This window comes from Gilvimarinus sp. DA14 (assembly GCF_024204685.1).
GTDB lineage: Bacteria > Pseudomonadota > Gammaproteobacteria > Pseudomonadales > Cellvibrionaceae > Gilvimarinus.
The window spans coordinates 3,709,068-3,729,885 of record NZ_CP100350.1; the positions used below are offsets into that span (position 1 = coordinate 3,709,068).

The window sequence follows — 20,818 nt, forward strand, 5'->3', positions numbered from 1 at the left end:
GTGGTCACCGGTCAAGGATGTTTCGTGTTAACTCTGTCGCTCGGCCAGCTCTTGCTGAATGCGCGCGAGCTTGTCGCCGGTTAAATCGTAAAACGTGAGGGCGATAATCGCGATAAACGCAAACACACCCGGAGCCAAAGTCTGCATATACACAATGCCTTCCAGGGATGCGTCTGACTGCACCTGATTGGCCTGGTAGCCAAGTGCCGCCAGCACCGACAACATGATCGCTGAGCCCGCGGCACTGCCGAGCTTCTGTGAAAAGGTGGTGGCTGAGAATGTCATGCCGGTGGCGCGGCGACCGGTTTTCCATTCGTTGTAGTCGGCTACATCGGCGTACATGGCCCAGGTAATGGGCGCCTTGGGCCCAAGTGCCAGGCTAATCAGCATACTCAGTACAAACATCAGTACCAGTTCAGGCGGCCAGCTGGCGCTGTCTAGCTCGCTGCCATCGGCGCGGGTGCGAATTACGCTCAGGGTGTCGCTGGCGTAATCGGTGGTATCCAGTTGCGTGCCTGTTTGCGGCAGCTCAATGCGATTTTTAATAATCCAAAACACATTTTCGTAGCGAGTCCAGGTGTAGGTGTCGCCACTTTGGTGGGGCTCGCCGAGTAAATCACCGGCGCTCAGCTGGGTCTGCTTGGTCTCGTTAATGTCTACCACGCCCAGTGCCTGAGGCTTGGGTACAAAAGCGAAGGCAAAACAAAGCACGCTGACAATACCCATTAACACCATCAGCAGTTTTACTTTATCGATATAGCGGGTGAGGGTAGAGGCGGACATGGCGCCGATCATAAGTCCCAGTACCTGCAGGCCGACAAAGGCGCCCAGTAGGTCGGGCCGCTCAACAAAGTATTTAAAATAGTAAGTGGCCGAGCTGCCGCGCAGGGTGAAGGTGGTCATAATCACCATGGCGAGAATAAAAATAATAATCCAGGGCTTGCAGGTCAGCAGAGTTTTTAAGTCTTTTAACGGCTCGGACTTTTGCTTTGGCGGAGGGCTGATACGCTCTTTGGTGGTGGCAAAGGTAACCACAAACAAAATAGAGGCAATCACCGCGTAAATGCTCATGGTGATTTGCCAGCCCACTGGGTTGTAGCGGTCGCCGCCACCAAAGTATTCGGCTAAATCGGGCGTTAGGGCGCCGACAATAATGCCGGTAAAGTAGGCGAAGAAAAAACGCGTGCTGTTGAGGGTGTTGCGCTCCTGGGCGTCGGCGGTCAGCACCCCCGAAAGCGAGTTGTAGGGCATGTTTAATACGGTGTAAGTCAGCATTAAAATCATGTACGTGGCGTAGGCCCAGATCAGCTTGCCGCCCTCGTCTAAGTCAGGGGTGGTCATGGTGAGCAGGCCGGCGCCCATCATGGGCAAGGTGCCGAACAACAGGTAGGGGCGAAACTTGCCCCAGCGGGTATTGGTTTTATCCGCTATCGCGCCCATTGCCGGGTCGGTAAAGGCGTCGACGATTTTGGTGATAGTCACCATGGTGGCTGCGGCGGCGGCGCTGATGCCAAAGATATCGGTGTAAAAGAAAATAAGGTAGGAACCGATAATCGCCCAGTAAAAGTTAAAGCCGGCGTCGCCAAGGCCATAGCCAATGCGCTCGCGCCAGCTGAGTTTGGCCAGCCTGTCGGTGGGCTTAGTCTGATTCACATTTGTCTCCGCTCTTTGTTGTTATCTCGGTGACCTTGCTGCCACGCTAAATGATAGCGCTATCATATTGGCTTGTTAGGAGAAAATCTACCCCTGACTAAGAGGCGGTACTAAAGAATCGTAATGGGGGGAGGGAAAATCTGCAGCGCCCGAAAGGCGCTGCAGCCAACGGCGGGATTAAGCCGTTTTTTTCAGCTTCTTGGTCGGCTTGGTGGCGGCCTGCTCGCGCAGGGATTCGAATTTCAACCAGGCTTGCTCCACCGGGGTGGTGGGGGCGCTTTTGTTGGTGACAATTTTTACCAGGCGTAAATCCGCCAGGTTGGGGTTGAGCACTTCATCGTTTAGCAGTGCGGTGATCAGGGCCCCGTGTTTTTTGATCAGGCGCATTTGCGCGCTGGTCAGATCACTGGCGTTATTAAGATCACTTAACCCGTAAAAAGGCTGTTTGATGTAGTGTTCACGCGGCAGCATAAGTATCCCTCAACGATTAGCGATGGGGGTGTTATACGTGAGCTTTTTGACTGTTTTGTGGCAGTGGGGTGACGGTTTTGCGAAAGTGGCGGGGTGTGGGGAACGGGAAACGGAGAGCGATATGCTGCGCTAAAGCGCATTGATTTTCCGTTACCCGTTTGCCGTTATCCGTGTCCCGGTATTTTCTAGGCACAAAAAAACCGGCCGAAGCCGGTTTTTTTGAAGCAGTAAGACTCTTAAGAGGCCAGTGCTTTGATTTTGGCGTTCATGCGGCTCTTGTGACGAGCGGCTTTGTTCTTGTGGTAAACGCCTTTGTCTGCCACACGATCCAGAACCGGTACGGCTGCTGCGTAGGCGGTTTTGGCTTGTTCTACATCACCTGCTGCAATGGCGGCATCCACTTTTTTCAAGTAGGTGCGCACCATGGAGCGCAGGCTGGCGTTGTGCTTGCGAGCTTTTTCGTTCTGGCGTGCACGTTTTTTGGCTTGAGGTGAATTTGCCACCGTGTTGCTCCTATCTAAATTTCAAAAATCTGGTTTATTCGAGGCCGCTTGTACGCTTGTCTGGCCCCTTAAAAGACGCGGCATTTTACCGGTTTGGCAGCCTGTGTCAACTATCTTCTGTGCGTTTAGGCACCAGTTTTGGCGCTTTTATAGGCAACAACAGATAAAAAGTCACGCCGCCATCGATGTTTTCGCCCCAAATCTTCGCCTCGTGGTAGCGCGCGATCAAATCGACAATATAAAGCCCCAGCCCCAGGTGCAGTTGTTTATCGCCGCTTTGCGGGCGCGAGGACGTTAACGAATTAAACAGCTGGCCTTCAAGCTCGGCTGGCAGCGGCGGCCCCTGGTTGTGAACCGAGAGCAGCAGTTGCGGCTCTGGGTTGTCGGCACGACCAAGGCGAAGGGTTATTGTGGTGTTATCGGCGCTGAAACTGGTGGCATTGTCCACCAGTTTGTCCAGCAGTTGCACTAATAGCTCGGGAGCAACCGCGCAGTGGTAGGCACCCGCCGAGTGGGGTTCTATCTCGCAGGTAAAGCGCTGGTTGGGGTAGGCGTCTTGATACGCCGCGCTCATATCACTTAAAAGCTGCGCCAGATCAATTTCTTCGCGCTCGGCGCTGGCAATGCTGGCCTCCATGCGCGAGGCCTCGGTCATGGCGTTGACCAGGCTGCTTAAGCGTTGGGTGCCCTGGCGCGCGCGCTGAATGTAGGGGGCCGGGTCGTGACTGTGGTGCAGATTATCCAGTGAGCTGTTGACCACCGCCAGTGGGGTGCGAAGTTCATGGGCGAGCTTGCTGGTGAGTGTTTTCAGGTAATCGGTGTGGGCGCGCACCTGTTCCAATAGTTGCCGGTACTGATCCGACAGCTCGGCCAGTTCGTCATTCACGCGATAACTAGGCCACTGCGTCAGGGTTTGGTTGAGCGCTTCGCGGTTGTCTTCTGCCAGTTGCGCCGCACGCGACAGGCGCCGGATACGCAGGCTCAGCCACAGGGCGTAACCTACCAAGAGCGCCAGTAACACTAAGCCCGCACCCAGGGTAAGCCCCAGTAAATTGCGTGCGGCGCGGTTGTCGATAATCCGCCAGGGGTTAATGCGCTGCTCGACCACCACCAGGCCGGCACGCTGAGACTCTACCGCGCCGCTCTCGGGCCAGTTGCGATACACGGGCGCACTCACCTGGGCGATGTCGGCGTTGCCATGGCGATACCAGTGGGCCTGGGTTTGCCCCTCATCCATATTTGGCCACTGGCCCGAGGCAAAATCCTGCCATTCGGGCAGAGTGCGGCGCGGCTTAAGCAAGCGCAGGTACCAGGGGGTAGCGGGTGAGCCCGGGCTTTGTCTCAAAGCGCCGCTCTGGCCCCTCAGCCACTGATGCTTATCCAGCACACTGATACGCAGGTTGGCATCGCTAAAGGCCTTTAGTGCCTGATTGAGTGAAGCAGAGTCTGACACCAAGCGCCCATAGGTATCGGGTAAGACCCCGGGGTCTGTGCCTCCGACCAAAGGCGCCAGTTCGCCCAGCGTGCCTGTATGGCTAACCCCGGCGGGTGATTTATCCACCGCTGAGACGGCCAATCGGTTCTGTGCCCAGCCCGCAGGCATCGACAGTTCCACGGCATAGCCGCCGTCGGTTTCGTGCCAGAATCCGCGAATTCGATAGTCTGTTTGTGCCAGCCCGGCGCTGTCGCGATACAGGGCTTGTACTTCGCCTGGCAGGGGGGCGCGAATAGCGTAGTAGCGCTCGTTTGTCGCCTCGCCGGCGAACAGCGCCAGGTGATCGCCACTGGCGAGCTGGTCGCTGCCTTGGCGATGAAACTGGCGTTTGGGGTCGGCCACCTGCAGCAGCAGGTAGAGCTTGTTGCGGTACAAGCCCGCGCGCAACTGCACTTGTGGCCCGTCGGAGGAGGTTAACGCCAATGGCGCCAGCGGGTAGGTGGACCAATCGGCTGCGCGGCCGTCTAGCTGCGGTGGCGAGGGCAGGGAGTGTACGTACAGCTCGCGACTGCGGTCGGTGGCCGGGTTGGTGCCGAGGCCCGCGCGAGTTAGCAATTGGCTATCGCCACCCAGGCGCGCGGCAATGGCATTGGCGGTAGCCTGCAGCGCGGCGGTTTGCCCCTCGCGCAGCAAGTTGTCAAAGATATGCAGTGATTGCAGGGCCGCCCAGGGCAAAATAAGCGCGGCCAGAGATACCAGCGCTAGCTGCCGGGTGAGCTTCACGCCTCGCCCTGCCAGCGGTACCCCATGCCGTAGGCGGTTTGAATGCGCTCAAAGCTGGGGTCTATAGCCGCAAACTTACGGCGAATACGTTTAATGTGCGAGGTAATGGTGTTGTCATCCAGCACAACGTTCGCCGCATCCATCAGCTGTTGGCGATTTTTTACATGCCCAGGATGGCGCGCCAGAGCGTGCAGAATCCAGAACTCGGTTACGGTTAAATCCACAGGATGTTCTTGCCAGTGCACGCTCATGCGCGACAGGTTAATTGCGAGCGGGCCGCGGGTTAGGGTGTCGTCTTCATTGACCGGCTGGCGCAGCGCGTCTATGCGGCGAAACAGCGCATTAATGCGCGCCAGCATATGGGGCTGGCTGATATCTTTGGTTAAATAGTCATCGGCGCCCAGGCGCAACCCCGAGATCACATCAAACTCGTCGTCGCGGGCGGTCAAAAACACAATGGGCAGCTCGGGGGCGCGGCTGCGTAGATCGCGGCACAGCTCAAAGCCGCCTTCAATCTCATCCCCCAAGCCCACGTCGATAATCGCCAAATCCGGCAGCGCGCGGCGGAAGGCGGCTTGCGCACTGGGGCGATCCAAATAGTGTTCAACCTGGTAGCCCAGGCGGGTAAAGGCATCGCGGTAGTTGTCGGCGATGGCCTGCTCGTCTTCAACAATGGCTATAATGCGGGCCATAACTTATTCCGTTACAAGGTTTTGCGCATAATGGTGGCTTGCGCGGCTTTGATCAAGTTTGGGGGAACGGATGCTACAAAAATTAAAAGAACGCTGGGTGTTATTTCTGTTTGGCGCGCCCTTTGCGGCGGTGGGTTTAGGTTTTCTGTTTTGGGGTATTGTGCCTCAGTTGGCCCAGTGGACGGCAATGAAAAGTTGGGAGCCAGTGCAGGCGCAGATTGTAAGCGCCGAAATGAAAAGCCACCGCTCCGACGATTCTACCACTTACAGCCTGCACGCCACTTATCGCTACCAGTATCAGGGGCAAAACTACACGGGCAATCGTGTGGGCATCAGCTCGGGCTCGGACAATGTGGGCGATTACCACCAGCGGGTGATCGGGCCGCTGGAGCGCGCCGAGCGCAACGGCTCGACCGTCACCGCCTGGGTTAACCCACAACAGCCGGAGCAGGCTGTGCTGAATCGCGAACTGCGCTTAAGCTTAATTCTATTTAAAGGCTTGTTCGTGTTGCTCTTTGGCGGGGTGGGTTTAGGCATGTGGGCCTATGTGTTTATCGCCCGTCCCGATAAAACCGATGTCTCTGAGTTTGAGGCCCAGGAAAAACCCTGGTTGTCGCGTAATGATTGGGCGAGCCCGACCATTAAAAGCGATGGCAAAACCGGGATGTGGGCGCTGTGGGTGTTTGCCGCCTTTTGGAATCTTATTAGCCTCCCGGCGGCCATTGGCGCGGTGGGTGAAGCCTTGGGGGGTAATCATGCCGCCTGGTTAGCACTTTTATTTCCCCTGGTGGGGGCGGGCATTGTGTTCTGGGCGATCAAGCTGACCCTGGCTTGGCGCCGTTTTGGCCATGCGCCCGTGACCTTAGACCCTTACCCTGGCGCTATTGGCGGGCAGGTAGGCGGCGCGCTGGAGGTGGCCTTGCCCTACCAGCCGGATAATAGCTTTGCCGTGACTTTGCAGTGCTTGCACAGTTACTACACGGGCTCGGGTAAAAACCGCAAGCGGCGCGAGTCCATGGTATGGCAGAGCGAGGGCATTGCCCAGACCTCACGCAGCGCTCACGGCACCCGCGTAGAGTGGTTGTTTGAGGTGGACGAGGGGCTGCCCGAATCCGAGCCTCCGGGAAACCGCTACCACTTGTGGCGGGTAAACATTAAATGCGAGTTGCCCGGCGCGGATTTTGATCGCAACTACGAAATACCTGTATTCGCCACTGGCGACAAGGCCCAGCAATTGGGGGCTATTACTGTCAGCAGTCAGCATCCGGAAATGGCGCAGCAGCGCGAGCAATTACTGGAAGATTTGTTTGATATTCGTCAGGTGCCCGGCGGGGTGATATTGCATTATCCGGCCTTTCGAAACTTAAGCACTATGCTGGTGTTGATTTTAATGGGGGCAATATTTTCCGGTATCGGCTTGTGGCTAGATGCGGACGGTTTCCCCGAATGGATTTTTGCGCTTATCGGTTTGCCTATGTTTTTCGGCGGGCTCTATTCGCTCTGCTCCAGTTTGGATGTACGCATCGACCGCACCGAACTGATTACTCGCCGCCGTATACTGGGCCTGAGTTTGGGGAATAAGCACACTCCGCGCAGCGAAATTACCAAATTGTTTATCGATGAAAGCTACTCATCCAGCACCGGCAACAAACACACCACTTACTACAAAATAAAAGCCGAGCTGCGAAGCGGCGGCAAGAAAACCATTAGCCACAGCTTGCCCGGGCGCGAGCTGGCCCAAGAGGCGTTAGAATCACTCAGTCTACTCACCGGAGTCCCCTGTCAGTAATGTCTAAACTTCTTTTGTGCCCTCTGCTATTGGTGTTGGCCGCCTGTAGCCACCTTAACGCCACCAGTGTTGAGGATTACCCCTTGCCCGACGGATCGTCATACTCAGGCGAGCTTAGCGGCGGCTTGATGAATGGTGAAGGCAGAATTGAGTGGCCCAACGGCGATGTTTACACCGGCGAATTACAAGAAGGGGTTATTCACGGCCAGGGCGAGCTGGTTACTGAATCGGGCGAGGTGTTTCGCGGCCGGTTTGAGCGGGGTTTGCTAAACGGGACGGGCGAATGGCTGGGCCCGGACGAAGTAAGTTATACCGGCGAATTTAAGGATGATATTTTTCATGGCGATGGTATCTACGCCTCGCCCGAAGGCGCTTATGCCGGTGAATTTGTTCATGGTGAGCTGACCGGTCTTGGCACTTACAAAGACAGCGAGGGTATTGAGTACGCCGGAGAGTTTAAATCCTGGCGCTTTGAGGGCCATGGTATTTGGGAAGATGGCGAAACTCGCTATACCGGTGAATTTAAATCCGGCGTTTTTCACGGTTATGGCGAGCGTGTTGATATTGCCAGTGGCAAAGTCGAACAGGCGGGCAAGTGGCGCTGGGGTAGCTTTATTGGCGAGCCGTTGAGTGCCGCCGAGCGCCGCGCACAAAAAATGGCGTTGGAGCAGGCGGTGTTTGCTCAGTCAGACATTCTGCGGCAAAGTCTTAATGCGCTAACGCCCTCTAAGCCAGGTGAGGTAGATCTATTCGCCCTTATAGGTGCAGGGGATGGTACGCAAAAAGTGTTCTACCTTGAGGCGCAAACCATTGCCGAAACGCTGCAACAGAAAAATATTCGCAGCGACAAGATCGCCTTGTTCAGTAACAATCCCGCCACCAGTGCGCAGCAACCATTACTGACTCGCGCCAACTTACAAGCAGTCGTTTCTGAGCTGGGCAAGAAAATGCAGCCAGAGGATATTCTGCTGCTCTACCTTACAAGTCACGGCTCTGCCAAGCACGAGTTCTCGCTAGAAGCACCCGGCTACGACTTTGTCGACATTACCCCGGAAGATCTCGCCGCAATGCTTACGCCATTAAAGGAAAACCCCAAGGTGCTGATGATCTCTGCCTGTTACTCCGGTGGTTTTATAGAAGCCCTAAAAGCACCTAACCATTTGGTGATGACCGCTGCCCGCGCCGATCGCACCAGCTTTGGCTGTGGTGATGCCGATACCATGACCTACTTTGGCCGCGCGTATTTTGAACAATCCCTGCCTGAAGCGGACGGCTTTGTGAACGCGTTTGAGAAAGCCAAAAAAGTCATTGAAGAGTGGGAAGCGGAAGACGAGTTTGAGCATTCGGAGCCGCAGATTTTTATTGGCGAAACTGTAAAGGCGTCGTTAGGCCGGGTGTGGTAGCTGGCCTAGCTCGGCATAGCATCTTTTAATGTCGTGAATTCTGCATGCTTGAGGAAAATGGATATAAATATTGCCTGTGATTCTCCCAGCCCTTACACTGCAACGGGCTGTGACGCTAATAACCTGACAGGGCGGTCAAAGAGAACATGCTAAGTTTAAATAAAGGCAAAACTCCCCAGGTCGTGGATACCAAACGACCAACAAGTCGCCCCCCCGATTTATTCAGATGGCCCCAGATCTGCACGGCCGTTATCCCTGGTTTTGCAGTGCTCAGAAAGCCAGCTTTCCCCTCAGTTGATTAGCGCTGCGCGTTAACAGGCGCACTCAGTGCGTCAATATTGTCATTGACAAGGAGCAAAGGAATGAAGTTGATACATAAACTAACCTGCTGTCTTATGCTTTTGATGACGTCAGCTTTATGCTTGGCGAAAGATGAAGATGTTGAGTACCTAGAGCTAATAAGCACGGTTTTGCAGTTGGATAAAACGGTCACCGTCAACGAAGATTTTACGTTTACGGATGTCACGGCGATCTCTACCAAAGTTTTGAAGGAGCCCGCTTTAGAGAATTTAAAACGCCGGCGCTTTTCGTACAGCACGAGCATGGAAACCTTCGAGGTTCTGGAAGCATTTACCCTTAAGGCAGATGGCTCACGCGTCGCGGTTCCTCAAGACAACTACCAGGAGAGAATCAATAAAGGCCGGGGGGATGGCGGCCCTGCGTTCTCGGACCGGGCGAGTATTACTATCGTTTTCCCCGATCTGGAAGTAGGCGATTCTGTCTATGTTAAGACGAAGCGAACGCAGACAGAGCCGCTTTTCCCTGGTTACTTTGCTCTTTCCAGCGTTTACTGGCCCGAGACACCCTACGAGAAGGTCTCTGTAACACTCAACATCCCAGATGCTCTTATTTTGCACACGGATCACCGCGACGTCAAGATCGACAGTAAAGTCGAAAAGGACCGTAAGGTTATCCAAATTGCATACAAGAACCCAAAACCTCTGAAGAGTGATCGCCAGGACTATAGCGTCTTTGACGAAAAGTCCATGCCCGGTTTCGCGTTTTCAACTTACGAAAGTTACCAGCAAGTCGCCGATGCCTATGGCAAGCGTGCGCTTCCTAAAGCCAAGCCCATTAATCGGGTAAAAGACTTGGCTGAGTCACTAACCGAAGGGGAAGAAGACCCCTGGAAAAAGGCGCGAATTTTATACGATTGGGTAGCAAAGAACATATCTTACGCGGGAAATTGCATTGGTGTTGGCGCTGTGGTTCCGAGGGATATGGATGTTATCCTCGACAACAAGATGGGGGACTGTAAAGACAAGGCAACCCTGCTTCAAGCGCTTTTGAAAGCGGTTGATATTGAGGCGACTCAAGCACTGGTAAACTCCGGCTCAAATTATTCACTAAACGATCCTGCAAGAATTAGCGTCGTTAATCACGCGATTATTTACTTGCCAATGTGGGATTTATTTGTCGACCCTACTCCTAAAGATATTCCCTTTGGGCTCATTCCTCGGTCTATTCAGGATAAACCTGTCATCTTAGTGGGAGAGCACCGCCCCAACAAGCGAACTCCAGCGGCAAAACCTGAAAATTATTCGCAAAAGCTTTATAGTGAAATGACCCTCGAAGCAGGGGGATGGGTCAGCGGCAATGTATCTGTTGAGCTAAAAGGTCTTCCTTCTGCAAATATGCGCTCATCATGGCGGCAGCTGACAGAGCAACATAAAAACCAAATCATGGAAAGAATGTTCAGCTCCGGCACCCAGAAGGGGGAGGGTGACATTGAAGTGCTTGATGAAGACCCTTTGTCAGATAGCTACAGCTACACGGTGACATTTCGAAAGCCCGATGTGTTTTTAAGTCAAGGCGCTGGAGGTTTTGTTCCTCATGCTATGGCTCCTTCGCCGGCGGCTATTTTTAGCTTTCTTGGCTCGTGGGCAGAGCCTATCCAGGGTTACTCCGTTTCTTGCGGAAATGGAATTTCGAAGGAATCTCTGGTTTATCGGATTCCGGATAACGTTAAAATCCTTGCTGTGCCTGATGACTATCAGATCGCTGAAAACAATATTGAGTTTTCGGCGGCTTATGAATTAGACGGAGGCACACTAAGGGTAAACCGTTCGATTGTTGATACCACGCCTGCTAATGTGTGTGAGCCAGAGATCATCAACCGACAGAGGGATACGCTTGCAGCTATCACCGAGCATCTTCAGTCGCAGGTGGTTTACCAAGTGCAATAACAAAACACGATCGATCCGTGGTGCTAGCATGGTGGCGTAACAATGCTAGTGCCGCGTGTCGCCACATGGACTGCTTGCGATTTAAAGCCGTATTTTTTCTTACTAGCAAAGACCCCGCCTTTGAACGGATGCTGAAGGCTGGACAGAAAATACTTGACCACTGCAATTAACTATCAAATAAGTTACTGGAAAATTTGATTGTGCGAGATTATGTCTGGGCTTTTCTCATTCTTTTTTTGTTGATCTTTTCAGTTGTGGCGAAAGATTTGTTGATTTGGAATGAGGGAGGTGGCTTTGTCGAAGCTTTTTCTCGCCGAAACGTTATTCATTACGTTATATATTTGGGGGTATGTGTCGTTTCTACGATAGCGCTGTGTGGTGGACGTTATATCTACCATTGGCTTAATGGGGAAAAGTGCCGTCCTGTTGGGAAGAAAACTGCTCCCTACATATACATTCTAGTTTTTGGCTTAGCATTTTTGATCGCTCAAGCTTTAGTGAAGCTTTTATATAGTTGAGCAAACCTTTAGAGCCAGCCGATACGAAGGATCCGGCGAGGGTGTTCAAAAGCTTTATGATATATGCCAGTCTTTGTCTTTTAAGGTCGAGCTTTTCTCGTTTGGTAAGCCTTTGATGAATTGTCATTTATGAAAGGGGTGGTCATGACACCTCCTCTGCAAATGCTTTAGTTTATGAAACCACACCTGTCGGTAAGTCCGGTAAAAGCGATATTGACTTGACTTCCCACCTTCCAGAAAGGAGAAAAAAGAGTAACAACCGCTTTTGGAATGAGCTAGGTAGTATTGTAAAACGTCTTGGTAAAGAGGTCGTTTACGGTATCTCAGTACTAAAGAAATAGGTTGTTCGGTGCTTCCATTTTAGGTTGCTACGCGCAATACACTGTTGTTCAGCGTTCAGCGTTCAGCGTTCAGCGTTCAGCGTTCAGCGTTCAGCGTTCAGCGTTCAGCGTTCAGCGTTCAGCGTTCAGCGTTCAGCGTCTTTTCCGTTCCCCGTAAACCGTCCCCCATTCCCCATCACTCACTTAATTAATATCCACCGAATCCTTCTCGTTATCCGCCCAGGGTACGTTCCTAGTCCGCTCTTCACAGGGCAACTGCCGGTGCAGCGCCGCTTTCCCAACAATATGCGCACTTACCGGGGCGGTGATAAACAGGAACAAGGCGATCAGCAGCTCGTGCAGGCTGAGTTCGTGCTCACCGGCACTGAAAAATATAATTGAGCCTATGACCATACCGCCTACGCCCAGGGTGGTGGCTTTGGTGGGGCCGTGCAGGCGCATAAAAAAGTCCTGTAGGCGGGCGAGGCCGAGTGAGCCCACCAGGGCAAAGCAGGCGCCGACAAACAGAAACAGGGAAATAACCACTTCGGTTGCAAAACTCATAGGTGCCTCACTCGATAATGTCGCCGCGCAACAGGTATTTGGACAGTGCTACGGTGCCGACAAAGCCCATCACTGCGATCAGCAGTGCGCCCTCGAAGTACAGGGTGCTTTTTTCGTGCATGCCGAACACGATCAGCATGGCGATGGAGTTGATGTACATGGTATCCAGCGCCAGTATGCGGTCGGTCATGGTGGGGCCGATGCACAGGCGCCACAGGTTTAGCACCAAGGCTAAACCGATAATAAACATGGTGATTTGGATTACGGATTGGAGCATTCGAAAATCTCCTTTAACGGCTTTTCATAGCGGTTCTTAATGTCCGCTATGGCCTGGTCGATATCGTCAATGTGCAGGCCGTGCACCAGCAGGTAACCCTCTTCCATTTGCAAATCCACCGATACGGTGCCGGGGGTGAGCGAGATGGTGTTAGCCAGCATGGTGATGGTGAAGTCCTGCTTTAACTCCAGCGGAATACGCATAAATGCCGGGTTCAGCTTTTGCCGCGAGCCCATAATCAAAAAGGCCACTTGCACATTGGCAATTAATATATCCCACAGTACCAGCAGCAAAAATCGCAGCGCCAGCAGGGGTTTATTAATGACCATAGACTGGGGCCAGAAAGCTTGGGTGAAAAACGGAATGGCCCAGGCGAGCAGTAACCCCAGTACCCAGTGGCCGGGGGCAATGGTGTTGTTTATCAAAAGCCACAGGCCCAGCATAAACACGCTGAGCAGCTTGTGGGGAAAGAGCTTTTTACCGGCAAGACTACTCATGGTGCACCCCCGGAATGGCTTTGTGGCTGAGAACAGCCTCGGTGTAAATGCTCGGGTTTTTCAATTGCTGGGCTAATGCGTCGGTGTACTGCACCACGGCATTGCCGCCGAATGACAGCGCCAGCGACAGTGCCAGCATGGTAATTACCGCCAGCAGCGCGCCGCGGTCGGCTTTTTCTGCTTTGGCAACCCGATTTTCAGTACGCCAGAAAATGGTACTGCCGCTGCGGCTTAATGCGGTGATGGTGACAAAGCCCGCCGCCAGCAACATAAACCAGAGCCAGAAGGTGCGCTCGTCGGTGGTGGCCGCCTGCATTAGCATGACTTTACCCACAAAGCCCGACAGTGGTGGCATGCCGATGACCGCGGCGGCAGCGATAAAAAACAGCGCTCCCAGTTTTACCGGTTGGCGCAGGGCAGGGCCGATGATAATGCGGTCAGACGCTGCTCCGCGCTGGCGAACGATAAGATCGGCCAGCAAAAACAGCGCACCGCACACCCAAGTTGAGTGCACCAGATAGTACATGGTGGCGCTCAGCGCCTGTTCGGTATTGAGCGCAATACCCGCCAGCATAGTACCCACAGACACCACGACCAAGTAGGCAATTTGCAAGCGCAGCTCGCGCGCAGCCAGTGCGCCGGCCACGCCAAAACCCAGGGTGATCAGCGACAGTGGCCAGAGCCAGGGTTCGGCCAAATTGGCGACAACGCCAGCGGTATCGCCAAACACCATGGTGTACATACGGATAATCGAGTAGATACCGATTTTGGTCATGATGCAGAACATCGCCGCCACCGGCGCCGAGGCCGATGCATAGGCGCGCGGCAGCCAGAAGTACAGCGGCACCATGGCCGCCTTAAGGCCAAACACCACCAGCAGCAACAGCGCAGCGGCGTTCATAAGCGGCGCTTCATCGGCGGTGGTTTGCGCCACCTTCTCGGCCATGTCCGCCATGTTCAAGGTGCCGGTCAAGCCGTACAAAAGTGCGGCGGCAATCAAAAACAGGCTTGAGCCGACTAAATTGAGCAGTACATAGTGCAGGCCGGATTTAATGCGCGCCGCGCCGCCGCCGTGCAGCAGCAATGTGTAAGAGGAAATTAGCAGTACCTCAAAGAACACAAACAGGTTGAACAAGTCGCCGGTTAAGAATGCGCCGTTCACACCCATCAGCAAGAAGTGCAGCACACTGTGCAAGCTGTCGGCGGGTTTGTCGTTGCCGCGCACGGCATACCACAGGCTGAAAAAGGCCAACACCACGGTGACAAATACCATTAGGGCACTTAATCGATCCAGCACCAGCACAATGCCAAACGGCGGTGCCCAGTTGCCCAGGGCGTACACGGTGATACTGCCCTCGGCGGCGCTGGCAAGCAGTGCTATGGCAACACCCAGTTGCGCAATAATGCTGACAAAACTGATGCTGCGCTGTACTCGCAGCGGCCGCCCAGTGCCGAGTAGCAATAAGATGGCGGTGAGTAACGGTAGTAATACCGGAGCGATAATCAGGTGACTCACGATTTAACGTCCTCCACCTTAGTGCGCCCGTCGACATGGTCGTTGCCCAGCTCGGCACGCGCACGCAGTGCCAGCACCATGACAAAAGCGGTCATGGCAAAGCTGATCACAATGGCAGTAAGCACCAGGGCCTGGGGCAGCGGATCGGTATAGCCTTCTCCCACCCCGATAATGGTGCTTTTACCCGGGTTAAGGCGACCGGAGACAAAGATAAACAGGTTCACAGCGTAGGTGAGCAGTGTCAGGCCCAGAATAATAGGGAAGGTGCGTCCGCGCAGCAGCAGGTACACCCCGCAGCTGGTGAGTACGGCAATCACCACGGCTACCAGAATTTCCATCAGTTCTCTCCTCTGGTCACTTCGGTGTTTGAATAAACTTTGCTGGTGGCCGGGCGCGGCGAATGGCTGGTTTGGGCCAGCTTGCCCAAGTGCGCCAGTATCAACATGGTGGCGCCCACCACGGTGACGTACACACCGATATCAAATGCCATGGCCGAAGCCAGTTCAAAATCGCCCACTACTGGCCAGTGAATATGGCTGAAGGTCGAGGTTAAGAACGGATAGCCGAAGAACCAGCTGCCCACGCCAGTGATGGCGGCAATCAGCACCCCGGATACCGCTACCCGGCGGTATTTCCACTTCAAGCGCTCTTGCATCCAACCGGTGCCCGAGGCCACGTATTGAAGAATCAGCGCCACGCTTGTCACCAGCCCGGCAATAAAGCCGCCGCCCGGCGCATTGTGGCCGCGCAAAAAGATGTACACCGACACCATCAGTGCCAGGGGTAGAAGAATCCGCGCCATAACCGCCAAGATGGACGGGTGGGGTTCTTTATCCCAGCGCCGGCCCTCGCCATCGGCTTGGGGCAGGGGTAGGTGCAGGCCGTTGAGCATGGCGTAAATACCCACCGCCGCAACTGCCAGCACGGTGATTTCGCCAAAGGTATCAAAACCCCTAAAGTCCACCAGAATGACGTTGACAATATTGGCGCCACCGCCGCCCGACACACTGTTGGCGACATAAAATTCCGACAGGGTTTCATAGGGTCGAGTAATCATGGCAAAGGTGATCAAACCCATGCCGATACCCGCGGCAGCCGCCAGGGCAATGTCGCGGCCTACACGCTTGGCCCCCGATTCGTTGGGCGTTAACTGCGGTAGGAAATAAAGAGCCAAAATAAGCAACACAATGGTGACGACTTCCACCGAGATCTGCGTTAGCGCCAAGTCCGGCGCCGAGTAGCGCACGAAAATCAGCGAGACCACCAGACCCACCACGCTCATCAGCAGCAGCGCGGCAAAGCGGTTGTGGTGCAGCAGCACCGTACCCAGCGCGCCTACGATCAAAATAATGGCGGCCAACAGGCTGACCGGCTCGATCTCCGACACCCCAAGCACGCCTTGCAGCTGGGTCATGGGGTAGAGCGAGTAGGCAATAGCGACCACGGCGGCGCCGATAAGTAACGCCATATAGCGCTGCAGTGAGTTGTTTTGCACAAAGTCGGTAAACAGCTGGGCGATGCGCACGGACAATTGCACCCGCGACTCGAATACAATTTTCTCGTCGTGGCGGAATTTGCGCTCGTAAAAGGCAAACAGGCCCGAGCGCTGGGTGTACATAATCACCCCGCCCACGGTCGCGACAATGCTCATTATCAGGGGCAGGTTAAAGCCGTGCCAGATGGCGATATGGTAGTCCGGTTTGTTCTCGCCCAGTACCGCAAGGCTTGCCGCTTCAAGAAAAGGCGCTACGGTAAAGTTAGGCAGTATGCCTACCAGCAGACACAGGGCCACCAGCACTTCTACCGGCACAATCATATAGCGCGGCGGTTCGTGGGGTGGGTACTTGGGCAAGTCGACAGGCTCGCCGTTGAAAAATACATCGTGAATAAAACGCACCGAGTAGGCTACCGAGAAAACCCCGGCCAGGGTCGCCATCAGCGGGAATATCCAGCTGAACATGCCCATGGACTCGATGTGCAGCGCCTCGGAGAAGAACATCTCCTTGCTCAAAAAGCCGTTCAGCAGCGGCACGCCAGCCATGGCCAGGGCGGCCACCATGGCCAGCAGCGCGGTGTGCGGCATGTATTTCCACATACCGTTAATTTTGCGCATATCCCGGGTGCCAGTCTCGTGGTCGATAATCCCGGCGGCCATAAACAGTGAGGCTTTGAAAGTGGCGTGGTTAATAATGTGGAAAATGGCCGCTACCACCGCCAGCGGAGTGCTAAAGCCCAGCAGCATGGTGATCAGCCCCAGATGGCTGATGGTGGAATAGGCCAACAGGCCTTTTAAGTCGTGCTTGAACAGGGCGTTGTAGGCGCCGAACAGCAGGGTCGCCATACCGGTAAAGGTCACGATGTAAAACCAGCCATCGGTGCCCGCCAGGGCCGGGTACATGCGCGCCAGTAAAAACACCCCGGCCTTTACCATGGTGGCCGAGTGCAAATAGGCGGACACCGGCGTCGGCGCGCTCATGGCATGGGGCAGCCAGAACTGAAACGGAAACTGCGCCGATTTGGTAAATGCGCCCAGCAGCACCAGTACCAAAATCACCGGGTAGCTGGGGTCGGACTTAATTTGATCGGCAGCGGCAAAAATAGCCCCCAGCTCGAAGCTGCCAACAACGCGCTCAATCAGCAGCGCACCGGCCAGCAGGCAAAGGCCGCCCGCGCCGGTGACCGCCAGTGCCATGCGCGCGCCTTTGCGGGCGTCGGTTTGCTTGGACCAGTAGCCGATTAACAGGAAAGACACCAGCGAGGTAATTTCCCAGAATACGATCAACAGCAGCAGGTTGTTGGACAGCACAATGCCCAGCATGGCCATCATAAATAGCTGTAACAGGGCATAGAGTTTGCCCAGCGAGTCGCGCTCGGAGAGATAGTAGCGGGCGTAGAGAATCACCAAAAGGCCTATGCCGACAATCAGCAGGGCGAACATCAGCCCCAAACCGTCCAGGCGCAGGCTGAGGTTTAGCCCCAGCGAGGGCAGCCAGTTAAAGCTGGCGTATTCAACGTGTCCGCCAAAAACACTGGCGGCGCTGCCGATTAAAATACCCAGTGCACACAGCGGGCCTAGGGCGGCCGAATAGGCGCACAAGGTGCGGCCGAAACGCTCGGTTGCAAAGGGCAGTAATGCACCCAGCATGGGTAGCAAGATAATGCTCAGTAGTGTCATGGTGTGGTAACACCCCGGTTGCCAGGGCCCGCTTCCTCGGGCCGGATTATGTCATTGTATATCGCGCGCAGGCGGACTGAAGGCAGAGTGACTCCTGCCAGGCATTACCAGCCCGGTGGATCCATATAGAAAGGTTGATAGCGGCGATTGGAGTGATTACTGCCTGAACAGCCCGCCCGGGCGGCGGTAAGGTCTGGTCGCGGCAATGTTGCTGTTATACGCGAGAAGGCCATTAAATGTGTCGTCCTGATGTCTGCTCAGTGCAGACACGTTATACACAAACTTGGTGTTTAGTGCCACCGAAGGAGGTAACTTTTCGGCCGCATCAGGGGTTAAGCTTGCGGATTACCAACTGAATCGAGCCCACGGTAAAACCCCATTTACTCAGAGTCGACTGGTTGATGACCACATCGTCACTGACCCGCCACATCCAGTCATCCACTGCCAGGGCCAGCTTCTCGCCGCGATAGTCAATTTCCAGGGTGTAATTTAGGTTAAGGGCATTGCCGGCAATCTGGCCGCTACCGGTGCCAATAACATCGCCGGCGGTGGCGTCGAAGCTGTCTTTGCCGGTAGGGGTGAGGGTCCAAACCCGGGTTTGGGTTTCGCCGTCGTCAAACACAAATTGTTCATCCAGGGTGCCTACGCCGTTGTGCCACGAGGCGTCTATGTCCGCTTGAAAAGAGCGGGTGACCTCGCCTGAGCGGTCTTTTAACACGCCATGAGCCACCAGCTTGCCGGTAAAGAATTCTTCTGGCGCAAACGCCGGGGTGCGGCCTTCATAGGTTTGAATATCGGGGCCGGCACAGGCCTGCAGCAGCAAAAGGCAAGTTAGAATCAGCGTGCGAGACATAAAACACCCTAAAAAATATCGGTAAACGTAACCCCCAGCCCGATAGATTGAGTTCGCACGTTGTAATCGATCAGGCTGGCACCATAGCCGTCAAATAACTTGACGTAGCCGCGCACGGTCGAGCTGATGGGGAAAGACCAATCCAGCTGCAAAGCCCCTTTATCGCTAAAAGGCCGGCGCGTCATAAAGCTCACTATATGGTCATTACGTTTGTAGGCGCCGGTCAGTTCATAGTGACCGTAGTAGTCGTCGATATCGGGGTTGTCGTCCTGCTCGATATCCTCGGGCAGGCGGTACCAGGGAGTAATAGCGAGGGCGAGGTTGCCGCGCTCGAATATCGCGCGGCCTTTTACCCGGTTCCAGCTGCGCGACAATACTCCGGACTGACCGTTGGATTGATGCGCCACAATCAACTGATTGAGCACATTGCGAAAACCGAAGATCTCCCAATCGTTAATGACCGACAAAATGATTTCTGGCTCATGGTTGGTTTCGCGAAACGGGCGCGATATATCCGTGTTGTAGGCTTGCCAGAAAGATAAATTGGTGTAGGCGAGATATAGATAGCCATTGTTATGAAAGATATCGTCGCCGATTAACACCTTCATACTGATCTGAAATTCGATTTCGGTATTCTGATAATTGATGTCCCGACCCGACTCCTGCTCAAAGGGGGCTTCGTTGGGACTATCGTTATAAACAGCGGGCAGCAGGTAGTTGCGATTGTGTGGTGTGAGGAGAAAACGGTTGGCGCTGTTGAGAGCCTCCATTGTCATGCGCTCCTCAAGCGCCGGTTTTTCCTGCTTGGGGGATTTTGTCTGTTTGGCTTCTGCATCCTCGTCAGATGTTTGAGAGGCGCCGGACGGCGCCGTCATCTTTTGGCAGGCGCTGCGCAGTTCGGCCAGGGTCATATCCTCATCGGCGGTCTCGCCCATGCGCGCCAGGCAGCTTTGGTAATCGGCCGAGAATGAGGGTGAGCGATCGGCGCCCAGAAGGGGCAGGGGCGTGAAAAAGAGTAAAAATAAACAACGTCGAACAGCCATAGCGCCAGAGCCCGGAAGTGAAAGCCCGTCTATTCTGCCCCATGGGTGAGGGCTTTGGAAACCGCCAGCGGGGTGAAGGTTATACCGGCGCTATGCCACTCACCAGCCACTGGTCCATATCCGCGTCGTGCCATTGGCTGATCAGGTCAATACCATTGTCGACGATGGATAAGTAGACATCGATAATATCCGTGGCCAGGTTATAAATACGGTTACTGTCAGCGTTCAGTGCGCCCTCGTGCAGAATATCCGTCTCGACCATATTGAGCAGAAACATCAGCTTTAGCTCGTAGCTTTTTAGCTGGCTGAGCAGGCCAATATCCTGATCGAGAATGCCTTCCAGGCGTTTTATTTGATGGCGCAGCTTCTCATTGTTGACTCGGGTGCACTGTATTACGTAGCGCAGCTTGCTGTCGTGGTGCGAATCCAGATAGCCCGCAGCGGCAGCGTAGGTACCCAGGGCGCGAATTCGGCCAATTTGCTCTACCACGGCCGGGAGCAGGCGGGTGGTAAAGTGCAGTACCTCAAGGTGCTTGAAGCGGCTGGGGTAGTTGCCTACTTCGGGCTCGGGTGGTTTTTCCCCCAGCATTTCGTGAATGGGTTGTTCCAGCTGGCGTGACAGGGCCGCCAACATGGCCAGCGACTGCTCTATCATATGGCAGTGCAGCTCGTAGTTATCGATCACCGAATCTTCCTGCCAGTCGCGGCTGATGGTGACCCAGGCGTTTTGTAAATTATCCTGGTCGCGCTCGCTCAGGAGGCCTTCACTGCTTTTCGCCATGGCCTGCAGCAGCAAAATGCGGCGTTCAAGCTGTGCTTGCAGTTGGTTAAAGTCTTCGCGAAAAAACTCGTTACCGCCTAGCATACCCATGCTCATGCCGCGGTGGCGCTGGGCAGTTTTAATGGTGCGGTTAAACTGGCGAATAAGGTTTAAGGCGTTTTGCCGACGACAGTAGACACCGTAATAGCGGTCGTAGATTTCGCTATTGGTGTTTTGCTGTGGTGCAGTTTGTACGCTGGTTTGCCCGTTCATGGTGCCCATATTTGAGAGTTGACTTCATGTATGTGGCGCACACGCTA

17 protein-coding genes are annotated in these 20,818 nt (G+C 54.5%); 3 read left to right on the plus strand and 14 right to left on the minus strand.

Going from position 1 to position 20,818, the window contains the following annotated elements:
• Positions 1 to 27: 27 nt before the first annotated feature.
• The 5 genes from NHM04_RS16225 to pdsR all read right to left on the minus strand — a co-directional run bounded on the left by NHM04_RS16225 (position 28) and on the right by pdsR (position 5,537).
• Positions 28 to 1,653, minus strand: coding sequence for an MFS transporter (locus NHM04_RS16225; protein ID WP_254264799.1), 1,626 nt, complete (start codon positions 1,651 to 1,653; stop codon positions 28 to 30).
• Positions 1,654 to 1,830: 177 nt separating this feature from the next.
• Positions 1,831 to 2,124 (minus strand): DUF413 domain-containing protein, encoded by a 294-nt coding sequence (maoP, locus tag NHM04_RS16230; protein WP_254264800.1) that lies wholly within the window; start codon positions 2,122 to 2,124, stop codon positions 1,831 to 1,833.
• Between the two features lie 236 nt (positions 2,125 to 2,360).
• Positions 2,361 to 2,627, minus strand: coding sequence for a 30S ribosomal protein S20 (rpsT, locus tag NHM04_RS16235; RefSeq protein ID WP_254264801.1), 267 nt, complete (start codon positions 2,625 to 2,627; stop codon positions 2,361 to 2,363).
• A 106-nt stretch (positions 2,628 to 2,733) separates the two neighbouring features.
• Positions 2,734 to 4,845 (minus strand): ATP-binding protein, encoded by a 2,112-nt coding sequence (locus NHM04_RS16240; RefSeq protein WP_254264802.1) that lies wholly within the window; start codon positions 4,843 to 4,845, stop codon positions 2,734 to 2,736.
• Positions 4,842 to 5,537 carry a proteobacterial dedicated sortase system response regulator gene (gene pdsR, locus NHM04_RS16245; RefSeq protein ID WP_254264803.1) on the minus strand — a complete coding sequence of 232 codons (696 nt, stop codon included), beginning with the start codon at positions 5,535 to 5,537 and terminating at the stop codon, positions 4,842 to 4,844. Before pdsR ends, NHM04_RS16240 begins: the two co-directional genes overlap by 4 nt.
• A gap of 70 nt (positions 5,538 to 5,607) precedes the next feature.
• Between pdsR and NHM04_RS16250 the strand changes: the two genes are divergently transcribed.
• The 3 genes from NHM04_RS16250 (at position 5,608) to NHM04_RS16260 (ending at position 10,975) form a co-directional block, all read left to right on the plus strand.
• Positions 5,608 to 7,326: a DUF3592 domain-containing protein gene (locus tag NHM04_RS16250; RefSeq protein WP_254264804.1), complete on the plus strand. Its 1,719-nt coding sequence runs from the start codon at positions 5,608 to 5,610 to the stop codon at positions 7,324 to 7,326.
• Positions 7,326 to 8,729: a C13 family peptidase gene (locus tag NHM04_RS16255; protein ID WP_254264805.1), complete on the plus strand. Its 1,404-nt coding sequence runs from the start codon at positions 7,326 to 7,328 to the stop codon at positions 8,727 to 8,729. Before NHM04_RS16250 ends, NHM04_RS16255 begins: the two co-directional genes overlap by 1 nt.
• 362 nt (positions 8,730 to 9,091) lie before the next feature.
• Positions 9,092 to 10,975, plus strand: a complete 1,884-nt coding sequence (locus tag NHM04_RS16260) for a DUF3857 domain-containing transglutaminase family protein (RefSeq protein ID WP_254264806.1) — start codon at positions 9,092 to 9,094, stop codon at positions 10,973 to 10,975.
• 1,042 nt (positions 10,976 to 12,017) lie between these two features.
• On the opposite strand, the gene NHM04_RS16265 is transcribed toward NHM04_RS16260, so the two are convergent.
• From NHM04_RS16265 to NHM04_RS16305, 9 genes are all read right to left on the minus strand, one after another.
• Positions 12,018 to 12,377, minus strand: a complete 360-nt coding sequence (locus tag NHM04_RS16265) for a Na+/H+ antiporter subunit G (protein WP_254264807.1) — start codon at positions 12,375 to 12,377, stop codon at positions 12,018 to 12,020.
• Between the two features lie 7 nt (positions 12,378 to 12,384).
• A complete protein-coding gene (locus tag NHM04_RS16270; RefSeq protein ID WP_020208368.1) occupies positions 12,385 to 12,654 on the minus strand; it encodes a K+/H+ antiporter subunit F in 270 nt (89 codons plus the stop codon).
• Positions 12,639 to 13,151 (minus strand): Na+/H+ antiporter subunit E, encoded by a 513-nt coding sequence (locus tag NHM04_RS16275; protein WP_254264808.1) that lies wholly within the window; start codon positions 13,149 to 13,151, stop codon positions 12,639 to 12,641. The genes NHM04_RS16270 and NHM04_RS16275 overlap by 16 nt, the downstream gene beginning before the upstream one ends.
• A complete protein-coding gene (locus tag NHM04_RS16280) occupies positions 13,144 to 14,667 on the minus strand; it encodes a monovalent cation/H+ antiporter subunit D (protein ID WP_254264809.1) in 1,524 nt (507 codons plus the stop codon). The genes NHM04_RS16275 and NHM04_RS16280 overlap by 8 nt, the downstream gene beginning before the upstream one ends.
• Positions 14,664 to 15,005 carry a Na+/H+ antiporter subunit C gene (locus NHM04_RS16285; protein WP_254264810.1) on the minus strand — a complete coding sequence of 114 codons (342 nt, stop codon included), beginning with the start codon at positions 15,003 to 15,005 and terminating at the stop codon, positions 14,664 to 14,666. Before NHM04_RS16285 ends, NHM04_RS16280 begins: the two co-directional genes overlap by 4 nt.
• Entirely contained in the window at positions 15,005 to 17,842 is a 2,838-nt protein-coding gene (locus NHM04_RS16290; RefSeq protein WP_254264811.1) for a monovalent cation/H+ antiporter subunit A, read from the minus strand. The genes NHM04_RS16285 and NHM04_RS16290 overlap by 1 nt, the downstream gene beginning before the upstream one ends.
• Positions 17,843 to 18,167: 325 nt before the next feature.
• The gene (locus NHM04_RS16295; protein ID WP_254264812.1) at positions 18,168 to 18,695 is read right to left on the minus strand and encodes a DUF3833 domain-containing protein; all 528 of its coding nucleotides are present in this window, start codon (positions 18,693 to 18,695) and stop codon (positions 18,168 to 18,170) included.
• 8 nt (positions 18,696 to 18,703) lie between these two features.
• Positions 18,704 to 19,738, minus strand: a complete 1,035-nt coding sequence (locus tag NHM04_RS16300; RefSeq protein ID WP_254264813.1) for a phospholipase A — start codon at positions 19,736 to 19,738, stop codon at positions 18,704 to 18,706.
• Positions 19,739 to 19,817: 79 nt separating this feature from the next.
• On the minus strand, positions 19,818 to 20,780 hold the full coding sequence (locus NHM04_RS16305) for a hypothetical protein (protein WP_254264814.1): 963 nt from the start codon (positions 20,778 to 20,780) through the stop codon (positions 19,818 to 19,820).
• Positions 20,781 to 20,818: the final 38 nt, after the last annotated feature.

Coding starts and splice junctions, on each gene's coding strand:
- maoP (WP_254264800.1), bottom strand. CDS start 2,124: ATGCTGCCGCGTGAACACTACATCAAACAGCCTTTTTACGGGTTAAGT.
- pdsR (WP_254264803.1), bottom strand. CDS start 5,537: ATGGCCCGCATTATAGCCATTGTTGAAGACGAGCAGGCCATCGCCGAC.
- NHM04_RS16250 (WP_254264804.1), top strand. CDS start 5,608: ATGCTACAAAAATTAAAAGAACGCTGGGTGTTATTTCTGTTTGGCGCG.
- NHM04_RS16255 (WP_254264805.1), top strand. CDS start 7,326: ATGTCTAAACTTCTTTTGTGCCCTCTGCTATTGGTGTTGGCCGCCTGT.
- NHM04_RS16260 (WP_254264806.1), top strand. CDS start 9,092: ATGAAGTTGATACATAAACTAACCTGCTGTCTTATGCTTTTGATGACG.
- NHM04_RS16265 (WP_254264807.1), bottom strand. CDS start 12,377: ATGAGTTTTGCAACCGAAGTGGTTATTTCCCTGTTTCTGTTTGTCGGC.
- NHM04_RS16270 (WP_020208368.1), bottom strand. CDS start 12,654: ATGCTCCAATCCGTAATCCAAATCACCATGTTTATTATCGGTTTAGCC.
- NHM04_RS16275 (WP_254264808.1), bottom strand. CDS start 13,151: ATGAGTAGTCTTGCCGGTAAAAAGCTCTTTCCCCACAAGCTGCTCAGC.
- NHM04_RS16285 (WP_254264810.1), bottom strand. CDS start 15,005: ATGGAAATTCTGGTAGCCGTGGTGATTGCCGTACTCACCAGCTGCGGG.
- NHM04_RS16290 (WP_254264811.1), bottom strand. CDS start 17,842: ATGACACTACTGAGCATTATCTTGCTACCCATGCTGGGTGCATTACTG.
- NHM04_RS16295 (WP_254264812.1), bottom strand. CDS start 18,695: ATGTCTCGCACGCTGATTCTAACTTGCCTTTTGCTGCTGCAGGCCTGT.
- NHM04_RS16300 (WP_254264813.1), bottom strand. CDS start 19,738: ATGGCTGTTCGACGTTGTTTATTTTTACTCTTTTTCACGCCCCTGCCC.
- NHM04_RS16305 (WP_254264814.1), bottom strand. CDS start 20,780: ATGGGCACCATGAACGGGCAAACCAGCGTACAAACTGCACCACAGCAA.